General features: G+C 65.7%; 18 protein-coding genes. 3 read left to right on the plus strand and 15 right to left on the minus strand.

The window, feature by feature from the left end; translation table 11 throughout:
• Both hydA and AC0WR5_RS13615 read right to left on the minus strand, forming a co-directional pair.
• On the minus strand, positions 1 to 1,461 hold the full coding sequence (hydA, locus tag AC0WR5_RS13610) for a dihydropyrimidinase (RefSeq protein WP_475863880.1): 1,461 nt from the start codon (positions 1,459 to 1,461) through the stop codon (positions 1 to 3).
• A gap of 133 nt (positions 1,462 to 1,594) precedes the next feature.
• On the minus strand, positions 1,595 to 2,845 hold the full coding sequence (locus AC0WR5_RS13615) for a Zn-dependent hydrolase (RefSeq protein WP_475863881.1): 1,251 nt from the start codon (positions 2,843 to 2,845) through the stop codon (positions 1,595 to 1,597).
• A gap of 274 nt (positions 2,846 to 3,119) precedes the next feature.
• Here AC0WR5_RS13615 and AC0WR5_RS13620 point away from each other — a divergent pair, with 274 nt between their 5' ends.
• Positions 3,120 to 3,749 carry a TetR family transcriptional regulator C-terminal domain-containing protein gene (locus AC0WR5_RS13620; protein ID WP_475863882.1) on the plus strand — a complete coding sequence of 210 codons (630 nt, stop codon included), beginning with the start codon at positions 3,120 to 3,122 and terminating at the stop codon, positions 3,747 to 3,749.
• A gap of 342 nt (positions 3,750 to 4,091) precedes the next feature.
• Here AC0WR5_RS13620 and AC0WR5_RS13625 read toward each other — a convergent pair whose 3' ends face one another.
• The 3 genes from AC0WR5_RS13625 to AC0WR5_RS13635 form a co-directional block, all read right to left on the minus strand.
• A complete protein-coding gene (locus AC0WR5_RS13625) occupies positions 4,092 to 4,469 on the minus strand; it encodes a YigZ family protein (protein WP_475869018.1) in 378 nt (125 codons plus the stop codon).
• Positions 4,470 to 5,074: 605 nt separating this feature from the next.
• Complete coding sequence (locus AC0WR5_RS13630; RefSeq protein WP_475863883.1) at positions 5,075 to 5,395, minus strand: H-NS histone family protein; 321 nt, start codon at positions 5,393 to 5,395, stop codon at positions 5,075 to 5,077.
• Positions 5,396 to 5,670: 275 nt separating this feature from the next.
• Positions 5,671 to 7,848, minus strand: a complete 2,178-nt coding sequence (locus AC0WR5_RS13635) for an anthranilate synthase (protein WP_475863884.1) — start codon at positions 7,846 to 7,848, stop codon at positions 5,671 to 5,673.
• 349 nt (positions 7,849 to 8,197) lie between these two features.
• On the opposite strand from AC0WR5_RS13635, the gene AC0WR5_RS13640 reads away from it, so the two are divergent.
• Positions 8,198 to 9,226, plus strand: coding sequence for a ketopantoate reductase family protein (locus AC0WR5_RS13640; RefSeq protein WP_475863886.1), 1,029 nt, complete (start codon positions 8,198 to 8,200; stop codon positions 9,224 to 9,226).
• 90 nt (positions 9,227 to 9,316) lie between these two features.
• On the opposite strand, the gene AC0WR5_RS13645 is transcribed toward AC0WR5_RS13640, so the two are convergent.
• The 3 genes from AC0WR5_RS13645 to AC0WR5_RS13655 are packed head-to-tail and all read right to left on the minus strand — an operon-like array spanning position 9,317 to position 12,151.
• Complete coding sequence (locus tag AC0WR5_RS13645; RefSeq protein WP_475863888.1) at positions 9,317 to 9,895, minus strand: amino acid synthesis family protein; 579 nt, start codon at positions 9,893 to 9,895, stop codon at positions 9,317 to 9,319.
• Positions 9,888 to 10,712, minus strand: coding sequence for a UPF0280 family protein (locus AC0WR5_RS13650; protein WP_475863890.1), 825 nt, complete (start codon positions 10,710 to 10,712; stop codon positions 9,888 to 9,890). Before AC0WR5_RS13650 ends, AC0WR5_RS13645 begins: the two co-directional genes overlap by 8 nt.
• Positions 10,712 to 12,151, minus strand: coding sequence for a 6-hydroxynicotinate reductase (locus tag AC0WR5_RS13655; protein WP_475863891.1), 1,440 nt, complete (start codon positions 12,149 to 12,151; stop codon positions 10,712 to 10,714). The genes AC0WR5_RS13650 and AC0WR5_RS13655 overlap by 1 nt, the downstream gene beginning before the upstream one ends.
• Before the next feature lie 154 nt (positions 12,152 to 12,305).
• On the opposite strand from AC0WR5_RS13655, the gene AC0WR5_RS13660 reads away from it, so the two are divergent.
• Entirely contained in the window at positions 12,306 to 12,743 is a 438-nt protein-coding gene (locus tag AC0WR5_RS13660; protein WP_475863893.1) for a MarR family winged helix-turn-helix transcriptional regulator, read from the plus strand.
• Between the two features lie 18 nt (positions 12,744 to 12,761).
• Here AC0WR5_RS13660 and AC0WR5_RS13665 read toward each other — a convergent pair whose 3' ends face one another.
• The 7 genes from AC0WR5_RS13665 to AC0WR5_RS13695 form a co-directional block, all read right to left on the minus strand.
• Positions 12,762 to 13,469: an ABC transporter ATP-binding protein gene (locus AC0WR5_RS13665; RefSeq protein WP_475863894.1), complete on the minus strand. Its 708-nt coding sequence runs from the start codon at positions 13,467 to 13,469 to the stop codon at positions 12,762 to 12,764.
• Positions 13,456 to 14,184 (minus strand): ABC transporter ATP-binding protein, encoded by a 729-nt coding sequence (locus AC0WR5_RS13670; protein WP_475863895.1) that lies wholly within the window; start codon positions 14,182 to 14,184, stop codon positions 13,456 to 13,458. Before AC0WR5_RS13670 ends, AC0WR5_RS13665 begins: the two co-directional genes overlap by 14 nt.
• Positions 14,181 to 15,119 carry a branched-chain amino acid ABC transporter permease gene (locus tag AC0WR5_RS13675; protein ID WP_475863897.1) on the minus strand — a complete coding sequence of 313 codons (939 nt, stop codon included), beginning with the start codon at positions 15,117 to 15,119 and terminating at the stop codon, positions 14,181 to 14,183. Before AC0WR5_RS13675 ends, AC0WR5_RS13670 begins: the two co-directional genes overlap by 4 nt.
• Positions 15,116 to 16,042 (minus strand): branched-chain amino acid ABC transporter permease, encoded by a 927-nt coding sequence (locus AC0WR5_RS13680; RefSeq protein ID WP_475863899.1) that lies wholly within the window; start codon positions 16,040 to 16,042, stop codon positions 15,116 to 15,118. The genes AC0WR5_RS13675 and AC0WR5_RS13680 overlap by 4 nt, the downstream gene beginning before the upstream one ends.
• Before the next feature lie 8 nt (positions 16,043 to 16,050).
• A complete protein-coding gene (locus AC0WR5_RS13685) occupies positions 16,051 to 16,440 on the minus strand; it encodes a VOC family protein (RefSeq protein ID WP_475863900.1) in 390 nt (129 codons plus the stop codon).
• Positions 16,441 to 16,489: 49 nt separating this feature from the next.
• Positions 16,490 to 17,809: an ABC transporter substrate-binding protein gene (locus AC0WR5_RS13690; protein WP_475863901.1), complete on the minus strand. Its 1,320-nt coding sequence runs from the start codon at positions 17,807 to 17,809 to the stop codon at positions 16,490 to 16,492.
• A gap of 177 nt (positions 17,810 to 17,986) precedes the next feature.
• Positions 17,987 to 19,348 carry a hypothetical protein gene (locus tag AC0WR5_RS13695; protein WP_475863903.1) on the minus strand — a complete coding sequence of 454 codons (1,362 nt, stop codon included), beginning with the start codon at positions 19,346 to 19,348 and terminating at the stop codon, positions 17,987 to 17,989.
• Between the last annotated feature and the right edge of the window lie 115 nt (positions 19,349 to 19,463).

The raw sequence follows: 19,463 nt of genomic DNA on the forward strand, positions 1-19,463 counted from the left end.
TCAGATCCCGGCCGGAATGTTCAGCGGATCACGCTGCACGGAGCGCGGGCTGTTCAGCTCCTTCCACTTCGACAGCGCCTTCGCGGCCGAGCTGAAGGCCGGACGCGGCACGAAACGGCCGCGGCCCGGCTGCGGCTGAGAGTTCTGCCCCCAGGCCCAGATCACCTCGCCACGGCTCAGGGTATAGCGCGCCTGGGCGGTCACCTCCATGCCCTCGAAGACGTTGTAATCAATGATGGATTTGTGGGTGGTGGCGCTGATCGTCTTCGAGATCTTCGGATCCCAGACCACGATATCCGCATCCGCTCCCGGCACCAGCGCGCCCTTTTTGGGGTAAATGTTCAAGATCTTGGCGATGTTGGAAGAGGTCACCGCGACGAATTCCTCCGGCGTCAGGCGGCCAGTTTCCACGCCATGGGTCCAGAGCACGGCCAGACGCTCTTCCACGCCGTTGGTGCCATTGGGGATCTTGGTGAAATCGTCCTTGCCCATCAGCTTCTGCTCGGAGGAGAAGGCGCAGTGGTCGGTGGCGACAACCTGCAGCGAGCCTGACTGCAGGCCGGCCCAGAGGCTGTCGTGGAACTCTTTCCCACGGAAGGGCGGCGACATCACCCGGCGGGCCGAATGCATCCAGTCGGTCGAGAGATACTCGTCGTCATCCAGCGTCAGGAATTGTGCCAGCGGCTCGCCGTAGACGCGCATGCCCTTCTGGCGGGCGCGGCGAATGGCCTCGTGCGCCTGTTCGCAACTCACGTGCACCACGTAGAGCGGCGTGCCGGCGGCATCGGCCACGGTGATGGCGCGGTTGGTGGCCTCGCCCTCGAACTCCGGCGGACGCGACCGCGCGTGCCATTCCGGGCCCGTCTTGCCCTCGGCGATGAACTTCTTCTGCATCAGGTCCACCAGGTCGCCGTTCTCGGCGTGGACCATCGGCAGCGCGCCCAGCTCGCGGCAGCGCGCGAAGGAGGCGTACATCTCGTCGTCCTCCACCATCAGCGCGCCCTTGTAGGCCATGAAGTGCTTGAAGGAGTTCACGCCACTGTCCACGGCATATTTCATCTCTTCAAAGATCAGCTCGTTCCACCCGGTGATCGCCATGTGATAGCCGATGTCGGAGCAGATCTGCGGTGCCGACTTGCGGTGCCATTCGTTGATCGCGTTCTTGATGCTGCCATCGGCCCCCGGCAGACAGAAATCGATCAGCATCGTGGTCCCGCCCACGGCCGCGGCCCAGGTGCCGCTCTCGAAGGTCTCGGCGGCGGTGGTCCCCATGAAGGGCATTTCCAGATGGGTATGCGGGTCGATGCCACCCGGGATCACATAGGCGCCCTCGGCGTCGATGTACTCGTCGCCCTTCAGGTCCTCACCGATCTCCTTGATGGTCTCGCCATCGATCAGGATGTCGGCCTTCCACTGCCGGTCCGCGGTTACAACCGTACCGCCCTTGATCACCTTGGTCATTGTCTTGCTCCCTAATGCTTTCCTCCCCCCGGTCATTTTCTTGGCAGAAATATCCCGAGGGAGGCGCGCCTTCGGCGCGTCGGGGGCAGAGCCCCCTTGTTGCGGGTTCGGCCGGCCCGCGGGCCGGCCGCCCTTATTCCACGATCTCAGCCGTTTCCACGACCGCACGCAAGAGCACATCCGCGCCCGCCGCAGCCCACTCCTTGCTGATCTCTTCGGCCTCGTTGTGGCTCAACCCGTCCACGCAGGGGCACATGATCATCGTCGTCGGCGCCACCTTGGCGGCCCAGCAGGCGTCGTGACCTGCCCCCGAGACGATATCCATGTGGCTGTATCCCAGCGCCTCGGCGGCGTCGCGCACGCGGCTCACCAGCTCGGGGGTAAAGGTTACCGGGTCGAAGTGGCCCACCGGCTCGATGGAACAACCCACGCCCAGCTCCTCGCAGATCTCGGCACCGCGCTTCTCGATCTCTGCCCGCATCCGGTCCAGCTTCTCCTGATCCGGGGTCCGGATATCGACGGTGAAGACCACCTTGCCCGGCAGCACGTTGCGCGAGTTGGGGGTGAATTTCATCTGCCCGACGCCGCCCACGGCGTTGGGCAGCGCGTCCATCGTGACCTCCTGCACCATTTCCAGGATCCGCGCCATGGCCAGGCCCGCGTTCACCCGCATCTCCATTGGGGTCGAGCCGGTATGCGCCTCTTTCCCGGTCAGGGTGAATTCCAGCCACCAGAGGCCCTGGCAATGGGTGACGACGCCGATGCTCTTCTTCTCGGCTTCCAGGATCGGCCCCTGTTCGATGTGGTACTCGAAGTAGGCATGCATCTTTCGATCGCCCACTTCTTCCTCGCCCTTCCAGCCGATCCGCTCCAGCTCGGCGCCATAGCTCGCGCCCTCGAGATCGGTTCGGCCATAGGCATAATCGAGCGAATGCACACCTGCGAAGACGCCCGAGGCCAGCATCGCGGGGGCGAAACGTGCGCCCTCCTCGTTGGCCCAGTTGGTCACCACGATCGGGTGCTTGGTCTTCACTTCCAGATCGTTCAGCGAGCGCACCACCTCGAGCGCCGCCAGGACACCCAGCACGCCGTCATATTTGCCGCCCGTGGGCTGGGTGTCGAGGTGGCTGCCCACGTAGACCGGCAGCGCATCGGGATCGGTGCCGGGGCGCGTCATGAACATCGTGCCCATCTTGTCGACGCCCATGGTACAGCCGGCGGCCTCGCACCATTGCTGGAAAAGCTTGCGCCCTTCCGCGTCCTCGTCGGTCAGCGTCTGACGGTTGTTGCCGCCCGCAACGCCCGGTCCGATCTTGGCCATCTCCATCAGGCTGTCCCACAGCCTGTCGCCGTTGATCCTGAAATTCTCCCCGGGTGCGGGCATGGCTCTTCTCCACTACTGGCTCATAATCATTTTGACCACTTGGTCAAAGCCACGCTATCAAAGGAAAGGGGTACGTCAAGAAATTCGCCCCGCCTTCCTACCGGCCGCTACGGGGTTTGCCGCCTTTGCAGCCACCGGGTGATGAAAATTCGCTCACCTCTGGACATTGTCGCCCATGCGGCAAGAATACCAGACATCAAGATCCCGCCTGCCGGCGCTGCGCGACTCTCCTCATGCCGCCCGCCCGTAGCCCAGAGAGGACCAGGACAGACGCATGAACAAACCCGAAGCCCGCACCCGAATCCAGCGCAAGAACATCGCCCTGATATCGGAAGCGGCCCTCTCCGTCTTCTCCGCCTACGGCTTTCGCGGTGCCACCGTCGACCAGATCGCGAAAGAGGCCAACCTTTCGAAGCCGAACCTGCTCTATTACTTCCCCTCGAAAGAGGCGATCTTCACCCATGTCCTCTCCTCGCTGATGGACACCTGGCTCGACCCTCTGAAAGAGCTCCGCGATGACGGCGAGCCTCTGGAGGAGATGCGCACCTATGTCCGGCGCAAGCTGGAAATGTCCAAGCATCACCCCCGAGAGAGCCGCCTCTTCGCCAACGAGATCGTGCAGGGCGCGCCCAATATCCTCAACCTGCTGGAAACCGAGCTGAAGAGCCTCGTCGATCAGAAGGCCGTGGTGATCCAGGGCTGGATGGACGAGGGCCGTCTCGCCCCCTCGGATCCGCATCACCTGATCTTCTCGATCTGGTCGCTTACCCAGCATTACGCCGATTTCGATGTCCAGGTGCGCGCCATCCTCGGCGGCCCCGGCAAGGGCGACGAGGTCGATCCCTTCCCTGCGGCCGAGGCCTATCTCGACACCCTCTTCACCCGGATGCTGACGCCCAAATAGGCGCAGCCTCCCGGGTGCAGCCGCTTTTTCGGGCAGCCGCCTCTTCCGGTCCGCACCCGCCGGCCCCTCCCGGACAGAGCCTCCCTGTGGGCGTCGCTTCGCGGCGCGCACCGACGATGCCAACGGCCGCGCCACCCTCAGCGCGCCCCATATGGGCACCGGTCGCCGCATCGAATTTTCTTTCGGGCCCACCTGCTGCCCTATCCCGCCGCAGGAGAGAGCGCCGCCGCCCCTCAATACCTGCCACGGGCCACAGGGTGCCGCGCACGTCTGGCAGGGGCTGTGCGCGCCGCGCAGCCGCCCTTCCTTCCAGTGACGGAGCAGGACGCGGCCTGAGCGGCCTCAGCTGAAGTCCTCACCGCGGGGATCAACGCCGATCTCTTCCATGTACGTGCGCACGCAGCTCTGCACGTGGCGAAACCGGTCCCCGCCCAGGTGCGTGCCGCCGAACCAGCGCGTTACCACAACAAGGTGGTTCTCGAGCCCCGCGCGCTCCAGCATCCGCAGGATCACCATGCCGGCACCTGCCTCGCCGTCGTCGGCCTTTACCGGCTCTCCCGGCAGCAGCAGGGCCCAACTGTTATGGGTTGCCTTGGCGAACTTCTTTTTCCGCTTCAGCTGCTTGATCAGCGCCTCCGCCTCGGCCCGGCTCGCCGCAAGGCCGCCGGCCACCGCGTATTTCGACCCGCGGTCGCTCAGCACCCCGTCCAGTATCTTCAGCTCAGCCATGCTCCCTCTCTCCCCCGTCCCGCCGGGAAAGGCAAGCGGGCCAAGCCCGCCATTTTCAATGCCCGGGAGCTGAAATTGCCCAAGCACCGTCACCGCAGGTAAATCTCCAACGCCTGTCAGGAATGGCCGGCCGCCCCGTGCAATGCCGCCAATATCCGGACGTCCCGTCGCGAAAGCCTTGCCCGCCACCGCCCGCTCCGAACCGCCGACCGCAAGCACCGACGGCTCCTGCCGTCCTCTCCATGTCGGAGTGTCCGGGCGGGCCCTGCCGTTCGAATGCTCAAATTGTCATTCGGTAAGATTGCAGCGCCGCCACCCGGCAATGTCGCCGGCCATTCTCTCCGAACGCGCAAAAATCGCCCGGCACACCCCGACGGCAATATTCTTCGGCCCCTTTGCGCCATGACCACAGGTCATGGGAACGGACAGCGTTTATCCACCAAAAAACAAGAAAGGCCCCGAAGGGCCGGGCCGCCCATTCGGGCGACACATGTGCCGGACCGGCATTGCCGGCCCGCATGTCTTGCCCGGCCTGCCCGCCGAGCCATGATCTCACCCGGGTTGGCTCCAATGTCCAACCAGGCAAGACCTGTCACTCACTTCACGATCAGGAACTGATCGAGAGACTCGCCCCGTGCAACGGCATCCTTGATCCAGCCCGGCTGACGACCACGGCCACTCCACGTCTGGGTCGGATCCTCGGGATTGCGGTATTTCGGCGGATTGACCTTTGCCTTGCGGCTGCTCTGGCCGGTCAGTTCCGACAGCGAAAAGCCCATTTCCGCGGCCTTGGCCTCGAGTTCGGCAAGCGCAGCTTTGCGTTGACGATCCTCATAGGTCTTGATCGCCGTATTGACTTTCGTCTGCAGCTTCTTCAGCTCGCCGAGCTGCATGCTATTCACATCAAGATCCAGCATATCGTGCTCCTTCTTTCTTTTTATAATTGGGAGAATGTTGGGGGCATTTCCCTAAGCGATCGTTACTATATTTGCATTACTTTCCGCAACAGCCATTAAATTGATACGCGTAGCATTAATGCGCAAGAAAGCGCTCACTACCCAACACGTGAAAAGTGTTTTCAACGGCGAGTACAATTCTTCAACCGTGAAACACCAAAAGAGAAAGCCGGCCGCATTGCGACCGGCTTCAGGTGGGCCCGAGGGGCAATGGCTTGCTAATGGAGGTCTATCTCTCAGGCCGTTTCACGCAGGGGAAGGCTGCGACTGACGCCAAGGCGCTCCACCACGTTCTCGATCATCTTCATGCCGGCGTTCTGCCCCAGCGACATGATCGACTCCGGATGGAACTGTACGGCTGCAATAGGCAGGTCGCGATGCTCGATCCCCATGATCACACCATCCGAAGTCACCGCAGTTACAACGAAATCGTCACTCAGGCTTTCCGGCAGAACGTGCAGGGAATGATAGCGCCCCACCGTTACCGAACTCTCCAAACCGGCAAAGACCGTGCCGGGTTCGGAAATGGAGACACGTGAGGGTTTCCCGTGCATCGGCAGCTCGAGCTGACGCAAATCAGCGTCAAAATATTCTGCAATGGCCTGAAGACCCAGGCACACTCCGAATATCGGAATGTTACGCTTCAGTGTTTTTCCGATTGTTCCGGCACAATCGAAATCGCGTGGGTTGCCGGGACCTGGCGACAATACAACCAGGTCGGGTTTGTATTCTTCAAGAACCGATTCGGCCACGGGGCTTCTCGTGGTCATTACCTCTGCGCCGGTCTGCCGGAAGTAGTTTGCCAGCGTATGAACGAAACTGTCTTCGTGATCGACCAGCAGCAGTCTGCGCCCCTTGCCCACCGGCAGTCGAGTTGCATTGTCCGCATCCGAATTCAGGCGCACATCACCGCGTATTGCGGCCCGCATTGCACTGGCCTTCAATTCGGTTTCGGCCTCTTCCGCATCCGGATCGCTGTCGTTCAGCAGGGTCGCCCCTGCCCGGACCTCTGCGATACCGTCCTTGATCCGGATCGTGCGCAGGGTCAGGCCGGTATTCATTCCGCCATCGAACTGCACCGCCCCAACGGCACCGCCGTACCATTTGCGGGTGCTCTTCTCGTGTTTCTCGATGAACCGCATGGCCCAGAGCTTGGGTGCACCGGTCACGGTCACCGCCCAGGTGTGGCTCAGGAAGGCATCCATCGCATCCATGCCCTCGCGTAGCCGTCCCTCGATATGGTCGACCGTGTGTATCAGGCGCGAATACATCTCGATCTGCCGCCGCCCGATCACCCGCACGCTGCCCGGTTCGCAGACCCGGCTCTTGTCGTTGCGGTCGACGTCGGAACACATGGTCAGCTCGCTCTCGTCCTTCTTCGACTGCAGCAGCTTCAGGATCTGCTCGCTGTCCTCGATGGCGTCGCGGCCGCGCTTGATGGTGCCGGAAATCGGGCAGGTCTCCACCCGGCGGCCGGTCACCCGCACGAACATCTCCGGGCTGGCGCCCACAAGGTACTCCTGCTCGCCCAGGTTCATGATGAAGCCGAAGGGCGCCGGGTTGATCTTCTTCAGGCGCTCGTAGATCGCCGAGGGGCTGTCCTTGCAGGCCTCGTAGAAGACCTGCCCCGGCACCACCTCGAAGAGGTCTCCCCGCCGAAAGCTCTCCTTGGCCTTGACCACCAGCTTGGCGTATTCGCCCGGGTGGTGATCACCGCGCGGCAGGTCCTCGGGGCCCTTCACGAAGGGCTCCGCCTCGCCGCCGCCCGCAAGGCCCTCGGTGCTCAGTTCGCCACGGCTGAACTCGTAGCGATATCGCATGGCCGATGTGGAATAATGGTCGCCGACCAGGATATCGTCGGCCAGGAAGAGCACCAGATCGCGCTGGTCCTCGCCCCGCGGCAGGGAATATTCGATGGGCTCGAACTGGAAGGCCAGGTCATAGCCGAAGGCACCATAGAGGCCCAGGTGCCCGTCCTCGTCGGTGAAAAACAGCGACACCATCGCCCGCAGCACCGAGAAGACCGAAGGCGCGCGCGAACGCTCCTCCTCATTGTAGACCCGTTCGGGGGCCTTGATCTTCAGTTCCAGCGCGGTGTCGCTCTGGCTGGCATCGGCCACCGCGTCCAGCGTCATCACCTCCGGCGCGATGATCTTGAGCAGCACCTCGCCACGCGCGTTCAGTGCGCGGATCTTCATGGCGCGGCCCCGCGCCTCCACCATCACCGGCGGTTCGGCAAAACCGAAATCCCAGCGGGTATAGCGGCCCGGGTACTCGTAGTTCGACGAGAACAGCGCCCCCCGGTGACTGTCCAGCCGTGCGGCCAGCGCATCGGTGTCGGTCATGTAGGTCGCGGCGAATTCGCGGCGGGTGACGGATACACCCCCCTTGGTCTGGAAAGTGAGGTCGGTCATCTGGATGTCTCTGTCTGGTGGGGCGGCGCACAGAGGGTCTGCTAACGCGCTGCTCTGGCCGCCGATTGATCAGGAAATGTGGAAACGGGGCGGTGGGTTCACCATCGCCAGGTCAGGGACCAGCCTTGCCATCGTTTCACGTTCATTCCGTACCTTTCGCCGGCTTTTCCCCCGCGGGGGCCGCGCCGATCAGAGCAGGGTCGCCCGGAACTTGTCGGGCAGCCTGCTGTAGCAATCAACAGGCGCTATGTAAATCCGCCGATGCGGCCCGCCTGTCAAGTCTTTCCCTTGCCGAGGCGCCCACTCCATGCCAAGCAACTGATATATCAGACAACAAGGACCGCACGGCATGACACGCCCCCCCCTGCCCCCGCTTCCCGATCGCCCCCTCTCCATCTGCATCGTCGGTGCCGGCGCCATCGGCGGGGGCATGGCCGCGCAGCTGGCACTGGCCGGTGCAGAGGCGGGAATCGGTCAGATATCGGTCATTGCCCGCGGCCCCCACCTCAAGGCGATGCAGCAGAAGGGCCTGAGGGTCATCACCGCCGATCACCCCGGGGAACGCGTGATCGAGGTGCAGGCCACCGATGATCCCGACAGCCTGCCGCCGCAGGACATCGTGGTGACCGCGCTGAAGGGCCATCAGATCCCGCCCATGGCCGATGCGCTGGCCCGGCTGATGGCGCCGCATGGCCGGATCGTCAGCGTGGTGAACGGCGTGCCCTGGTGGTACCCGATCAGCGACGGCCAGGGCGGCACGAAGGGCGCCGAGGAGGTCGATCCGGGCGGTGTCCTGTGGAAGGCCATCGGCCCGGAGCGCGCCATTGGTGCCATCGCCTTCTTCTCGGCCTTCGTGCCGGAACCGGGCCTCGTCAACGTCAACCGCCCCGGTTTCATCGACCTCGGCCGGATGCCCGGCGAGGACCGCGCCGACGTGGTGCGCGTGGCCGAAATCTTCCGCGCCGCCGGCCTCGACATCCACGAGACCCAGCCCTTCTACAACGCGCTCTGGACCAAGATCATGAGCAATTGCGCCATGAACTCAGTCTGCGCCCTGGCACGGGTGCCGACCGACGTGATGCTGAATGATCCGGTTCTCTCGCGCTTTGCCATCGACATCATGGCCGAGGTCCATGCCACCGGCACCGCAGAACATGCCGAGTTTCCCTATACCGCCGAGGAACGCGCCGCCGATGCCCGCGAGACGCTCGCCGTGGTGCCCTCCACCCTGCAGGATCTCGATGCCGGCCGCCCGATGGAGATCGAACCGATCTTCGGCGCCACGATCACGGTGGCGAAATCACATGGCATCCCCTGCCCGAACCTGGAACTGGCCACGACCCTGCTGCGCAATATCGACAAGGCCGCAGGGCACTGAGGCCGCCACCGGGGTGAGGCTTCAAGATTGCAAAAACGGGCCGGAGCATCCCTGCTCCGGCCCGTTTTCACAGGTTGGTTCCTGGGCGGATCAGCGCAAACCGTCGTGCTTTGCAATATCCTCGACGGCAAGGCCGCCCACCCGGGCGTGGATGCGCGGCCCCTTCGACATGGCCAGCGCGAACATCAGCTCGTCGGCACGCGGCCCGTCAGGCAGGCCCACCTCCATGGCATCGAAATGGCTGCGCACGTAGGCCGCGTTGATATGGCCCAGCGGAATGTCGATCCGCGTGCCCGGGCCGCCCTGTTTCATCGAACTAGGCACGATGGCCAGCGCCTCGCCAAGGCGTTCGCGCATCGAATAGCCGCCCGGCACATGCCAGAGCGCGGTATGTTCCAGCTCGCCAGCCTCGCCGCACATTGCCGCCTTGCCATAGCCATCGATGCCCTCGATCCCGCCCATGGCCGCGATCAGCTTGTCGGTCATCTCAAGGCCCAGAGGCTTCAGGTCGTCCATGGCGCCGGTGATGTCGGCGGTATAGCTGCCGGCAAAGGGGTTCTTCACCAGCGCGACCACCGCGCCGCGGTGCCGCGGGCCGCTCTCCGGGCCGCCGTCATGGTGGATTTCCTCAAGGAAAATCATCGTCTTGCGCAGGGTAAACTCAGCCATCCGGCAGCTCCTCTGGTGTCTTTGGTGTCAGTCTCTTGTCGCCTGTCTGCCGGATCTGTCCGGCCAGCGCCAGATGCGCCGCACCGATCAGGCCCCGGGCGATCAGCCCCTCGGCATAGCCCAGGCCGCGCGCCAGCGCCGCGTCGATCTCGTCAGCGGTCAGCGCGCCGAGGCCGGTTGTCACCAGCCGCGCGCCAAGGTCGCTGTCAGGCGACAACGCCTCGGCCGGCACGCGGGTGACGGCGGGATGTCCGGGCAGGTCCACCCGGTTGGCGATCATCGTGGCGGCGGCATCGGCCATGGCGGCGCTCTCGGCCAGCACGGTCACCGCATCGGCAATGCCAAGCGAATGGCTCCGCCCGTCGCGCCCCGAGGTGGCACAGCCGCGCCAGGGGGCACTGGCCGGCACCGTCACCGCTCCGCCTGCCATGGCCAGGCGCATCTCGCCCGCGCCCAGATGCCAGGCCACGTCGCCGCCGTTGTTCACCCAGAGCTTCGCCTGCGGCGCCACGGCGACCATGGCCTGCAGGATCTCCTCGGCCACGGCCCCGGCCACGGCGGCCATGGGCGTGATGAATTCCGGGGCGTATGGGGCCACGGCGGCGCTCATCCGGGCGGCCACAGGGCCATGCCCCCTGCCGCCCTCGCGGCGCAGCTCCGGCAGTTCCGCCACCAGCTCCTCCAGCAGCCCGTCAAACCGCGCGCAGGCGGCACCGTAGGCCACCTCCCGCACCGGCTCGTCGGCCATCAGGATCAGGTCGATGGGCCCCGCCTGCAGGTGCAGCCGCCGGCCGTCGGGCAGCAGCGCAACCTGCATCAATCTTCCACGGTCCAGTGCAGCGCCCTGAAATCGCTGCCATATTCGCCGCCTTCTTCCAGTACCTTGTCGACGGGACGGATCGCCCCCTCGTAGCCGCCAAGAGCCACGTAGACCTCGCGCGGCATGGTGAATTCCAGCGGCGCGACCAGCGCCGGCGTGGGCACATAGCCGAAGCTGCCACGCGGCATGTCGAGCACGTTGACCATCACCGTGATGCCGCCGCCGGGCCAGAGAAAGGCCTCGGCCCCGCCGAGCGTCACCCGCGTCTGGCCGCCCTGCACCGCCCGCGTCAGCCGCACCGGGTTGCGCGTCACACCGGACCGCAGCGACCCTCCCGCCCCGGCACAGAACATCACCGTGCAGAGCGCGGGCTCGCAGTTTTCCTCGATCAGCGCCACAGAAGGCTTCAGCCTCTCGGGCATTTCCATCTGCACCGGCTTCAGATCGTCATCCAGCTCGAAATAGGCCGCGTGTTCGCCCGTGGTCGAGACCATCAGCAGGGTCAGGCCCGGCTTCGCGCCCTTCTTCTCCTGCCAGTCACCCAGGATCGTCAGCGGATCGCTGATATCCGTGCCGCCCCAGCCGAGGCCCGGCTCGGCCACCTGGAAATACCGCCCCGGCGTCGAACGCCGGCCCTTGATGCGGATGCCGGTGTCGGGCCAGCCGATCACCTTGCCGGCCTGGTGCTCGCTGACCACGCCGGTGATGTGGTCATCGACCACCACCACCTCGTCCACAAGGCCCTGCCACTGGCTCGCAAACATGCCGATGGTCGCGCTGCCACAGCCCACGCGCATCCGCGTCTCCTGCTGGCCGTCCACGATGGGCGCCCGGCCGGCCTGCACGATCACCGTCGACCCGCCGTCGATCTCCAGTTCCACCGCCTCGCCGTTGCACAGAGCCATCAGGCTGTCGCAGGTGGCGCGCCCCTCGGGCTTGGACCCGCCCGTCAGGTGATCGACACCGCCTAGAGAGAGCATCTGGCTGCCGTATTCGGCCGTCATGACCATGCCGATGGGTTCGCCCTTCGCGCGCACCACGGCGCGCTCGTCGCCGATGTGGCGGTCGGTGTCGATCTTCACCTTGGCCCCGCAATAGGAATAGATCGCCTCTGTCACCACGGTCACCGTATCCACGCCCTCGACGTCGCGGCTCACGATGAAGGGCGCCGGCTTGAAGTCGGGATAGGTGGTGCCGGCGCCGACGCCGGAGACGAAGATGTCGTTGCCGCTGACGGTCTCGCCGTCCCAGTCGGCCTTCAGGAAGGGCCGGATCTCGCCGCCCGCGGCCACTCGCCGGTCCAGCACCGTGACCGGGTCACAGCGCACGATCCGGCCGCCCTCGTTGGCATAGCGGTCGCAGGCGCCCGTGCGGCCCTCGGCCACGTAACACATGACCGGGCAGGCATCGCATCTGATCTTTTCCACCGCCGCCATGGGCATTCTCCCGCGCTGGCTCGGGGCGGTGATCGGCTCACCGGCCCCATCGCTCAAATTCGTTCGTACACCAACGGATTTTGCAGAAGCCCCTGCCCCCGTGTCAATCGCTTTCCGCCTTGCCAAAGACTGCGGGGCCGGAGATACCTTTCTCATGCATTATGAGTTCAAGGATAAGGCAGCGAATGCCTACAAGCTCGAGGAGCAGGTCGGTTTCCTGCTCCGCCGGGCATCGCAGCGGCATCTGTCGATCTTCGCGCAGATTCTGCCGGATGTGACCTCGACCCAGTTCGCCGCGCTGGCCAAGCTCTGCGAGATGGGCCCCACCTCGCAGAACGCCCTCGGGCGGGCCGTCGCCATGGATGCGGCGACCGTCAAGGGAGTGGCCGACCGCCTGCGCGCCCGCGGCCTTGTCGATGCGCGCCCCGACCCGGAGGATCGCCGGCGCCATTACCTCTATGCCACCGAGACCGGCCAGGCGCTCTACGAACGCATGGCCGGCGCCGCGCTGGCCATCACCTCCGAGACCCTCGCGCCCCTCGATCCGGCCGAGCAGGAACAATTCCTGACCCTGCTGCGCAAACTCTGCTGAGAGGCGCCGCGACGGCCCTCACACCCCCAGGTGCGCCCGCAGGCGCCCCTCGCCCGCGGCAAGGTCGTCGCGCGCGAAGTCCTCGGCGTTGCGGCCATTCTCGATCACCGTCACCCGGTCCGCGATCTCCAGGACCGCCTCGATGCGCTGTTCCACCAACAGCACCGCAAGGCCCCTGTCGCGCATCTTCACCATCACCTGGCGGATCGCCTCGATCATCGAGGGCTGCAGCCCTTCCGTCGGCTCGTCCAGCAGCAGCAGCTTCGGCTTGACGCAGAGCGCCCGCGCCGTGGCCAGCATCTGCTGTTCGCCGCCCGAGAGCGTGCCGGCCCGCTGGCCCATGCGCTCCTCCAGCCGCGGGAACAGTTCCAGCATCTCGGCCCGCAGCGCCGCGCGCCCCGCCGTATCCGAGGGCCCCGCCCCAAGGCCGATCTCGATGTTCTGCGCCACCGTCAGCTCGGAAAACAGCCGCCGGCCCTGCGGCACGTACCCCACGCCCTCGCGCGGCACCCGGTGCGGCGGCAGCGCGCTCAGCTCGGTACCGTCGAGCGTGATGCGCCCGGCTTCGGCCGGCACCAGCCCCATGATCGCCTTCATCAGCGTGGTCTTGCCCGCGCCGTTGCGCCCCATCAGCACGGTAATCTCGCCGGCCTCGGCGCTCAGCGCCACGTCGCGCAGGACCGTCGCCGCGCCATAGCCCGCCGTCAGCCCCTCAATCCGCAGCATCTTCGCCTCCGGTTCCCAGATAGGCCGCCTGCACGGCCGGGTTGTCGTGAATGTCCTGCGGCGTGCCCTCGGCCAGGATCTCGCCGAAGTTCAGCACCGTGATCCGGTCGGCCAACTCCATGACCACGCTCATGTTGTGCTCGATCAGCAGGATCGTCGTCTCGGAGGCGAGCGCGCGGATCAGCGCCTTGAAGGCCTCCACCTCGCTCTCGGCCAGCCCCTGCGTCGGCTCGTCCAGGATCAGCAGCCGCGGCTTCTGCGCCAGGCCCATGGCGATCTCCAGCAGCCGCTGGTGACCATAGGAGAGGTCCCCCGCCACGTCCTGCGCCCGGTCCCCCAGGCCCACGCGGTCCAGGGCCTCGCGCACCTGCGCCTCCACCGCCGCGCCCTTCAGCCGCCGCCGCGCGGCAAGCGCCACGTTCTCGTGGCAGGTCAACTTGGCGAAGACGCTGGTGATCTGGAAGGTATAGGCCATGCCCAGGGACACCCGGCGGTGGGCATCGAACTGGGTCACGTTCTGCCCGTCGAACCAGATCGCCCCGTCGGTGGGCTTCAGCCGCCCGATCAGCATCGAGACGAAGGTCGTCTTGCCGGCGCCATTCGGTCCGATCAGGGCGCGCACCTGGTTCGGTTCCAGCTCGAAGTCGATGTTGTTGTTGGCCCGCAGCCCGTCAAAGCTCTTGCCCAGACCGCGGGTCGAAAGGATCGCGGTCATGGCAGGTCCCTCCAGACGCGCTTGCGCAGCTCGCCCACAAGGCCCTGCGGCATGAAGAGCGTCAGCGCCACTAGGACCACGCCCGCCAGCAGCATGTAGGCATTGGTGACCTCCGAGGTCAGGTCGATCAGGTAGAACATAAAGAGCGTGCCGATGAAGGGCCCGAGCACCGTGCCCGCGCCGCCGAGCAGCACCCAGAGCAGGGCGAAGATCGAATATTGCACCCCGGCAAAGGACGCGCCCACGTAGCCGAAGAGCACCGCATAGGCGCTGCCCGCCGCCGCCGAGATCGTGCCCGAGATCACCAGTGCGCCGAGTTTGCGCCGCCTGGTGTCATAGCCCAGCAGCCGCGCGCGTTCCTCGTTCTCGCGGATCGCCACGAGCACCCGGCCAAAGGGCGCCCGGACAAGCCAGAGGCTGCCCAGCATCGCCACCGAGAACAGCACCCAGGCCGTCAGATAGCGCGCATGCGCCCCGGTCAGGTCCAGCCCGCCGATCCGGCGCAGCTCCTGCGGGATCACGATCCCGTCGTCGCCATGGGTGACCGTGCTGAAATAGAGGATCGTCAGATAGGCCGCCTGGCTGAACATCAGCGTGACGATCATGAAGGCCACGTCCTTCGTGCGCAGCGCAAGCGCCCCCACGATCAGCGAAAACAGCGCCCCGGCCCCCACCCCGAGGATCCAGGCCGGAAGCGCCGGAATCTCGAAGTAGTAGCTCGACAGCCCCGTCGCATACATGCCGGCGGCAAAGAACATCGCATGGCCCAGGCTCAGCAGCCCGGTATAGCCGAAGGCGATGTTGTACCCGATGGCAAAGATCGCCAGCACCATGACCCGGGCAAAGATGCCCTGGTGATAGACCGGCAGGATGAAGTTCAGCGCGAAAAGCAGCGCCACGAGCCCGAGATGCAGGCCCCAGTCCTTCTTGCTCATCGGTCTTTCACCCCGAACAGCCCCTGCGGGCGGAAGACGAGAACCAGCGCCACCAGCAGCGTCGCCAGGATCTTGGCCAGCGTCGGCGAGAAGAAGACCGAGATGATGCCGTCGCTCATGCCGATCAGGATCGCCGCCACAATGGTGCCCGTCAGGCTGCCCAGGCCGCCGATGATCACCACGATGAAGCTCAGCAGCAGCGCGTCGCCCCCCATCAGGTAATGCGCCTGCTGGATCGGCACGATCAGCACGCCGGCCAGCGCGGCCAGCGCCGCCCCGGCGCCGAAGACGATGGCATAGACGCGCTCGACCGGGATGCCGAAGGCCGTCGCCATCTCGCTGTCGAGCTGGGTGGCCCGCATCACCAGACCGGCGCGCGAGTATTTCATGAACAGCCGCAGCCCGGTGATCAGCACCACGGCGGCCACGATCACGAAGAGCTTGTAGGAGGTCGTCGACAGCCCCCAGGGATAATAGAGCTCGATCCCGTTCTCGCCCCACTGGACAAAGGGCAGCGCAATGCGGCTGTTGAAGGGCGGCACCACGGGCCGCGCCTCGGGGCCGTATCCCATCAGCGTCGCCTGCTGGATGATGTAGAGCAGCCCGATGGTGGCCACGATGGTCCGCTCGGGGTCGTATTTCAGCCGCTTCAGGATGGTCACGTCGGCCGCGGCTGCCAGCATCCCCACCGCCAGCGGCGCAAAGATCAACGCGGCGATGAAGCTGACCGGCGCGCTGGCGCCGAGAAAGGCCGTCACCACCCAGGCCAGCACCGCGCCCAGCATGTAGAATTCGCCATGCGCCACGTTCACCACGCGCATGACCCCGAAAACGAGGCTCAGCCCGCTGGCCATCAGCGCCAGCACAGCCGCCAGCACCGCGCCCTCGATCGAGGCGAGTAGTAGGTAGGGTCCGATATCCATGAAACGTCTTACTCTGTGGGTGTGATCCCGATCTGCCCAATCTGCCACGACAGGCCGAACCGGTCGTTCAGCCAGCCGTAGCGCGGGCTGAACGGATATTCTCCCAGCTCCATCAGCACCGATCCCCCGACGATCAGCGCCTCCCAGAGCCGGTCCACTTCCTCCGCCGTGTCGCAGTCCACCTTCAGGGACATCATTGGCGTAAAGGAAAAGCCGTGCTCCACCGGGCTTTCGAGAAAGCTCAGCTGCTGGCCACCGATCGTGACGGTCAGCAGCATCGGCGCCCCGTCCGGCCCGTCCTGGGCCACGCGAAAGCTGCCGTCCGGAAAGAGCCCGGCATAGGTTTCGGCCGCCTCGGCGGCCGCTCCGTGAAACATCAGAAAGGGCTGGACCCGCATTCTCTCACTCTCCTTTTCAAAGGGCGCGCGATCCTGCGGGCCCGACCGATCAGAAGTCCATCTGCGTATAGTCGACCTCGTCCGGATAGAGCGTATCCTTCGCCTCGATCACCTCGACCACGTCCAGCTTGCCGTCCGTGACCTTCGAGATGTACTGCGGCGCAAAGACCTGGTGCGTCTTGCCGTTGAAGATCTTGGCACCCTGCGGATGTGCCGGGCCCGCGGGCATGTCGGTCATCGCCTCGACGGCCTCGATCAGCGCCTGCCGGTCCGCCGGCCCGCTGTAATTGCAGGCCTCCATGCCATCCTTGATGATGTGCAGGGTTTCCCAGCAGCCGAACATGTGCGCGCCCGTCGAGACATCCGTTGGATCGCTCACGCTGGCGCCGTTGGCATCGAGGCCCACGGCGTCGCGATAGGCGGTCACGTAATCGGGTGCCCCCTCCTGAAGGTAGCGCGGCATGCCCTCCCAGAAATAGCTGCCATCGAGGAACTCGAGGCCCGGCGAATTCAGGTCCACCGCCTCGATCGAGTCGACGAAGCCGAAGATCTCCGGGCTGGAGGGGCCGAAGAACTCGCCCATTTCCTTGACGAAGGTCAGAACGGCGGGGCCGATCATCACGTGATAGATCACCTCGGTGTCCCGCGGGATCTTGGGGAAGTACTTGGTAAAGGAGGTCTCGGTCGGCGGGATGGCGATCTGTGCCACCACTTCGCCGCCGGCGGCCTGGATGGCGGGCGGCAGGTTGTCGCGGTGATCATAGCCAAAGGCATAGTCCGGGTAGATCATCGTGACCTTCTTGCCCAGCGTGTTCGCGATGAACGGCGCCATGGCGCTGATCTGGCTCTTCACGTCGGAAATGCCCGGCTGCAGCGTCCAGCGATTCAGCTTGCCACCGGCCACGTGATGGCCTTCGGACACCACGAAATAGGGCAGTTTCAGCTCGGCTGCGCGGGGCGCGGCGCCCATCACCACGTGGCTGAACAGCGTGCCAAAGGCCACGTCACAGTTCGACTGGCTGGCGAATTTCTCGAGCACCTCTGCCGCGCGGCGCGGATCGGTGCCGTCATCCTCGGTCACCAGTTCCAGCATCCGGCCGTTCATCCCGCCCTCGGCGTTGATCTTGGCGATGGCGGCCTGGCTGGTGCGATCGTACCACCGGCCATAGGCCGCGCCGATCCCGGTTGCGTGCTTGCCGAAACCGATGCGGATCGGCTCCGAGGTCTGGGCCTGGGCGCAACGCGCCCAGAGCGGCAATGCCGCCGCAGCCCCCGCCCCCAGGCCAAGCGTCTTCAGCGCCTGCCGCCGGGTGGGCTGTTTCACCGCCGAACCGGCGGCCTTGCTGGTCTTCTCGACTTTATCGGTCATCGTCGCAGCATCCCTGTTTAGCATGATTTGCCGGGCCTTATTAGGCTGGCCCTGCAAATCAGTCTGTAGGCGCGCAAATAACCTGTCCACATTTTGTCCGTCCCGCAGGTCGTTTGTGTACATTCTTTCTTGCCGCCTGCCCAAGGATCGGGCGCGGCCCTGCCGCCGCTTCCGCGCTCATGCGCCGCGCGGCGAAGCCAGCAACCAAAGGCCGAAGAGCGTGTAGAACACCATGAAGAGCGCCAGCGGCGTCTGGCTCAATGCGGCGCGCCTGTGGCTGCCGTACAGGCGCAGCGCCGCGAAATGACTCATCAGGATCGCGAGGATGTGACCGCCCACCACAAAGGCCGCCTGCGTCAGCCAGATCGCCTGAACCGTCGCCCGGGTGTTGAAGAAACCGGTCGTCACCGTGATCTCCGGCCCGCCAGCGTATTCGCTCAGCAGATGGGCAAGGTACTGCAGGTCGACCATCGCCGTCGGCAGGTAATGCGCGATGTGATAGCCCAGCGCGATCGGCAGGATCGCCGGCGCCATCGCCCGGAACGCCAGGGCCCAGCCCGCGGTTTCCTCGATCAGGATCAGCCCCGCCTTGACCGACAGCCCATAGACCGTGATCAGTGCCGCGATCGCCAGCGCCAGCCCGATGCCGTTCTCCCGCATGACAGAGGAGCGCCCGGTGAATTCCAGCGGGTTCACCCCGATCCAGGCCAGCCAGCGGAAGGTCTCGTTCAGCCCGTCAAAGCTGCCCACGCCCAGCGCTGCCAGCATCAGCACCGCGAGCGCCACCGGCGGCACCGGCCCCCGGCCCAGGTGCCATCCCGGCAGCCCCGCCCGCAGGATGCCGCCCGCCCGTCGCACCGGCGCCAGCCCCGCATAGGCCCGCATCAGCACGCTCAGGCCCTCGCCCCGCAGCAGCCACGCCGGGCCATAGACCACCATCGCCAGCATCGTGATCAGCCAGTATCCCAGCACGGCCTGGGCCAGCCGGTCCGGATCCGCCGGCGCGATATCGATCAGCAGGAAGGCCGAGAACCCCATGTAGGTCACCACCGCCGGCCAGGCCCCCAGCCAGCGCGGATAGCGCAGCATCGGCCGTATCCCAGCCGCCCGGATCAGCGCATAAGGCCCGCGAAACGGGCCGATCCAGCGCCAGAGGTCACCCACCAGGCCCTGCGCACCCACTGCAACCACCCACATCGCCGTCCAGACCAGAAGCGGCAGGATATTGTGCTTGGGGTCCTGGTCACCCGCGATCCCGCGCCAGACGGCCCAGAGCATCACCAGCGTCGAGAGGCACGAGGTGACAAGGCTCGCCCGCCCGCCGCTGCCCATCGGGAACAGGCGCGCCGTGGCGAACATCGCCCGCGCCGCCCGCTCCGGCATCGCCGCGATCAGCAGCACCGTCGCCAGCACGCTCGCCGCCCCGCCCCATATGTAGATGTGCGTCGGCAGCAGCAGCACGAATCCCCCCTCGCCCGCATGGGCCAGCGCCGCCCCGGGCCAGAGCATCAGGGCCAGCGCCCCCGCGATCCTTTTCATGACTTCCCCGCCCCCTGCCCGGCATTCCATTGCCCCACAGACTGCCCGGGGCCTGATTAGGATGCAAAGCGCAATCTGCCCCCCGCCCCGAATGCAGGCTGCAGGACGGGAGGGA

It is taken from the genome of Pseudooceanicola sp. DL12, assembly GCF_056270665.1.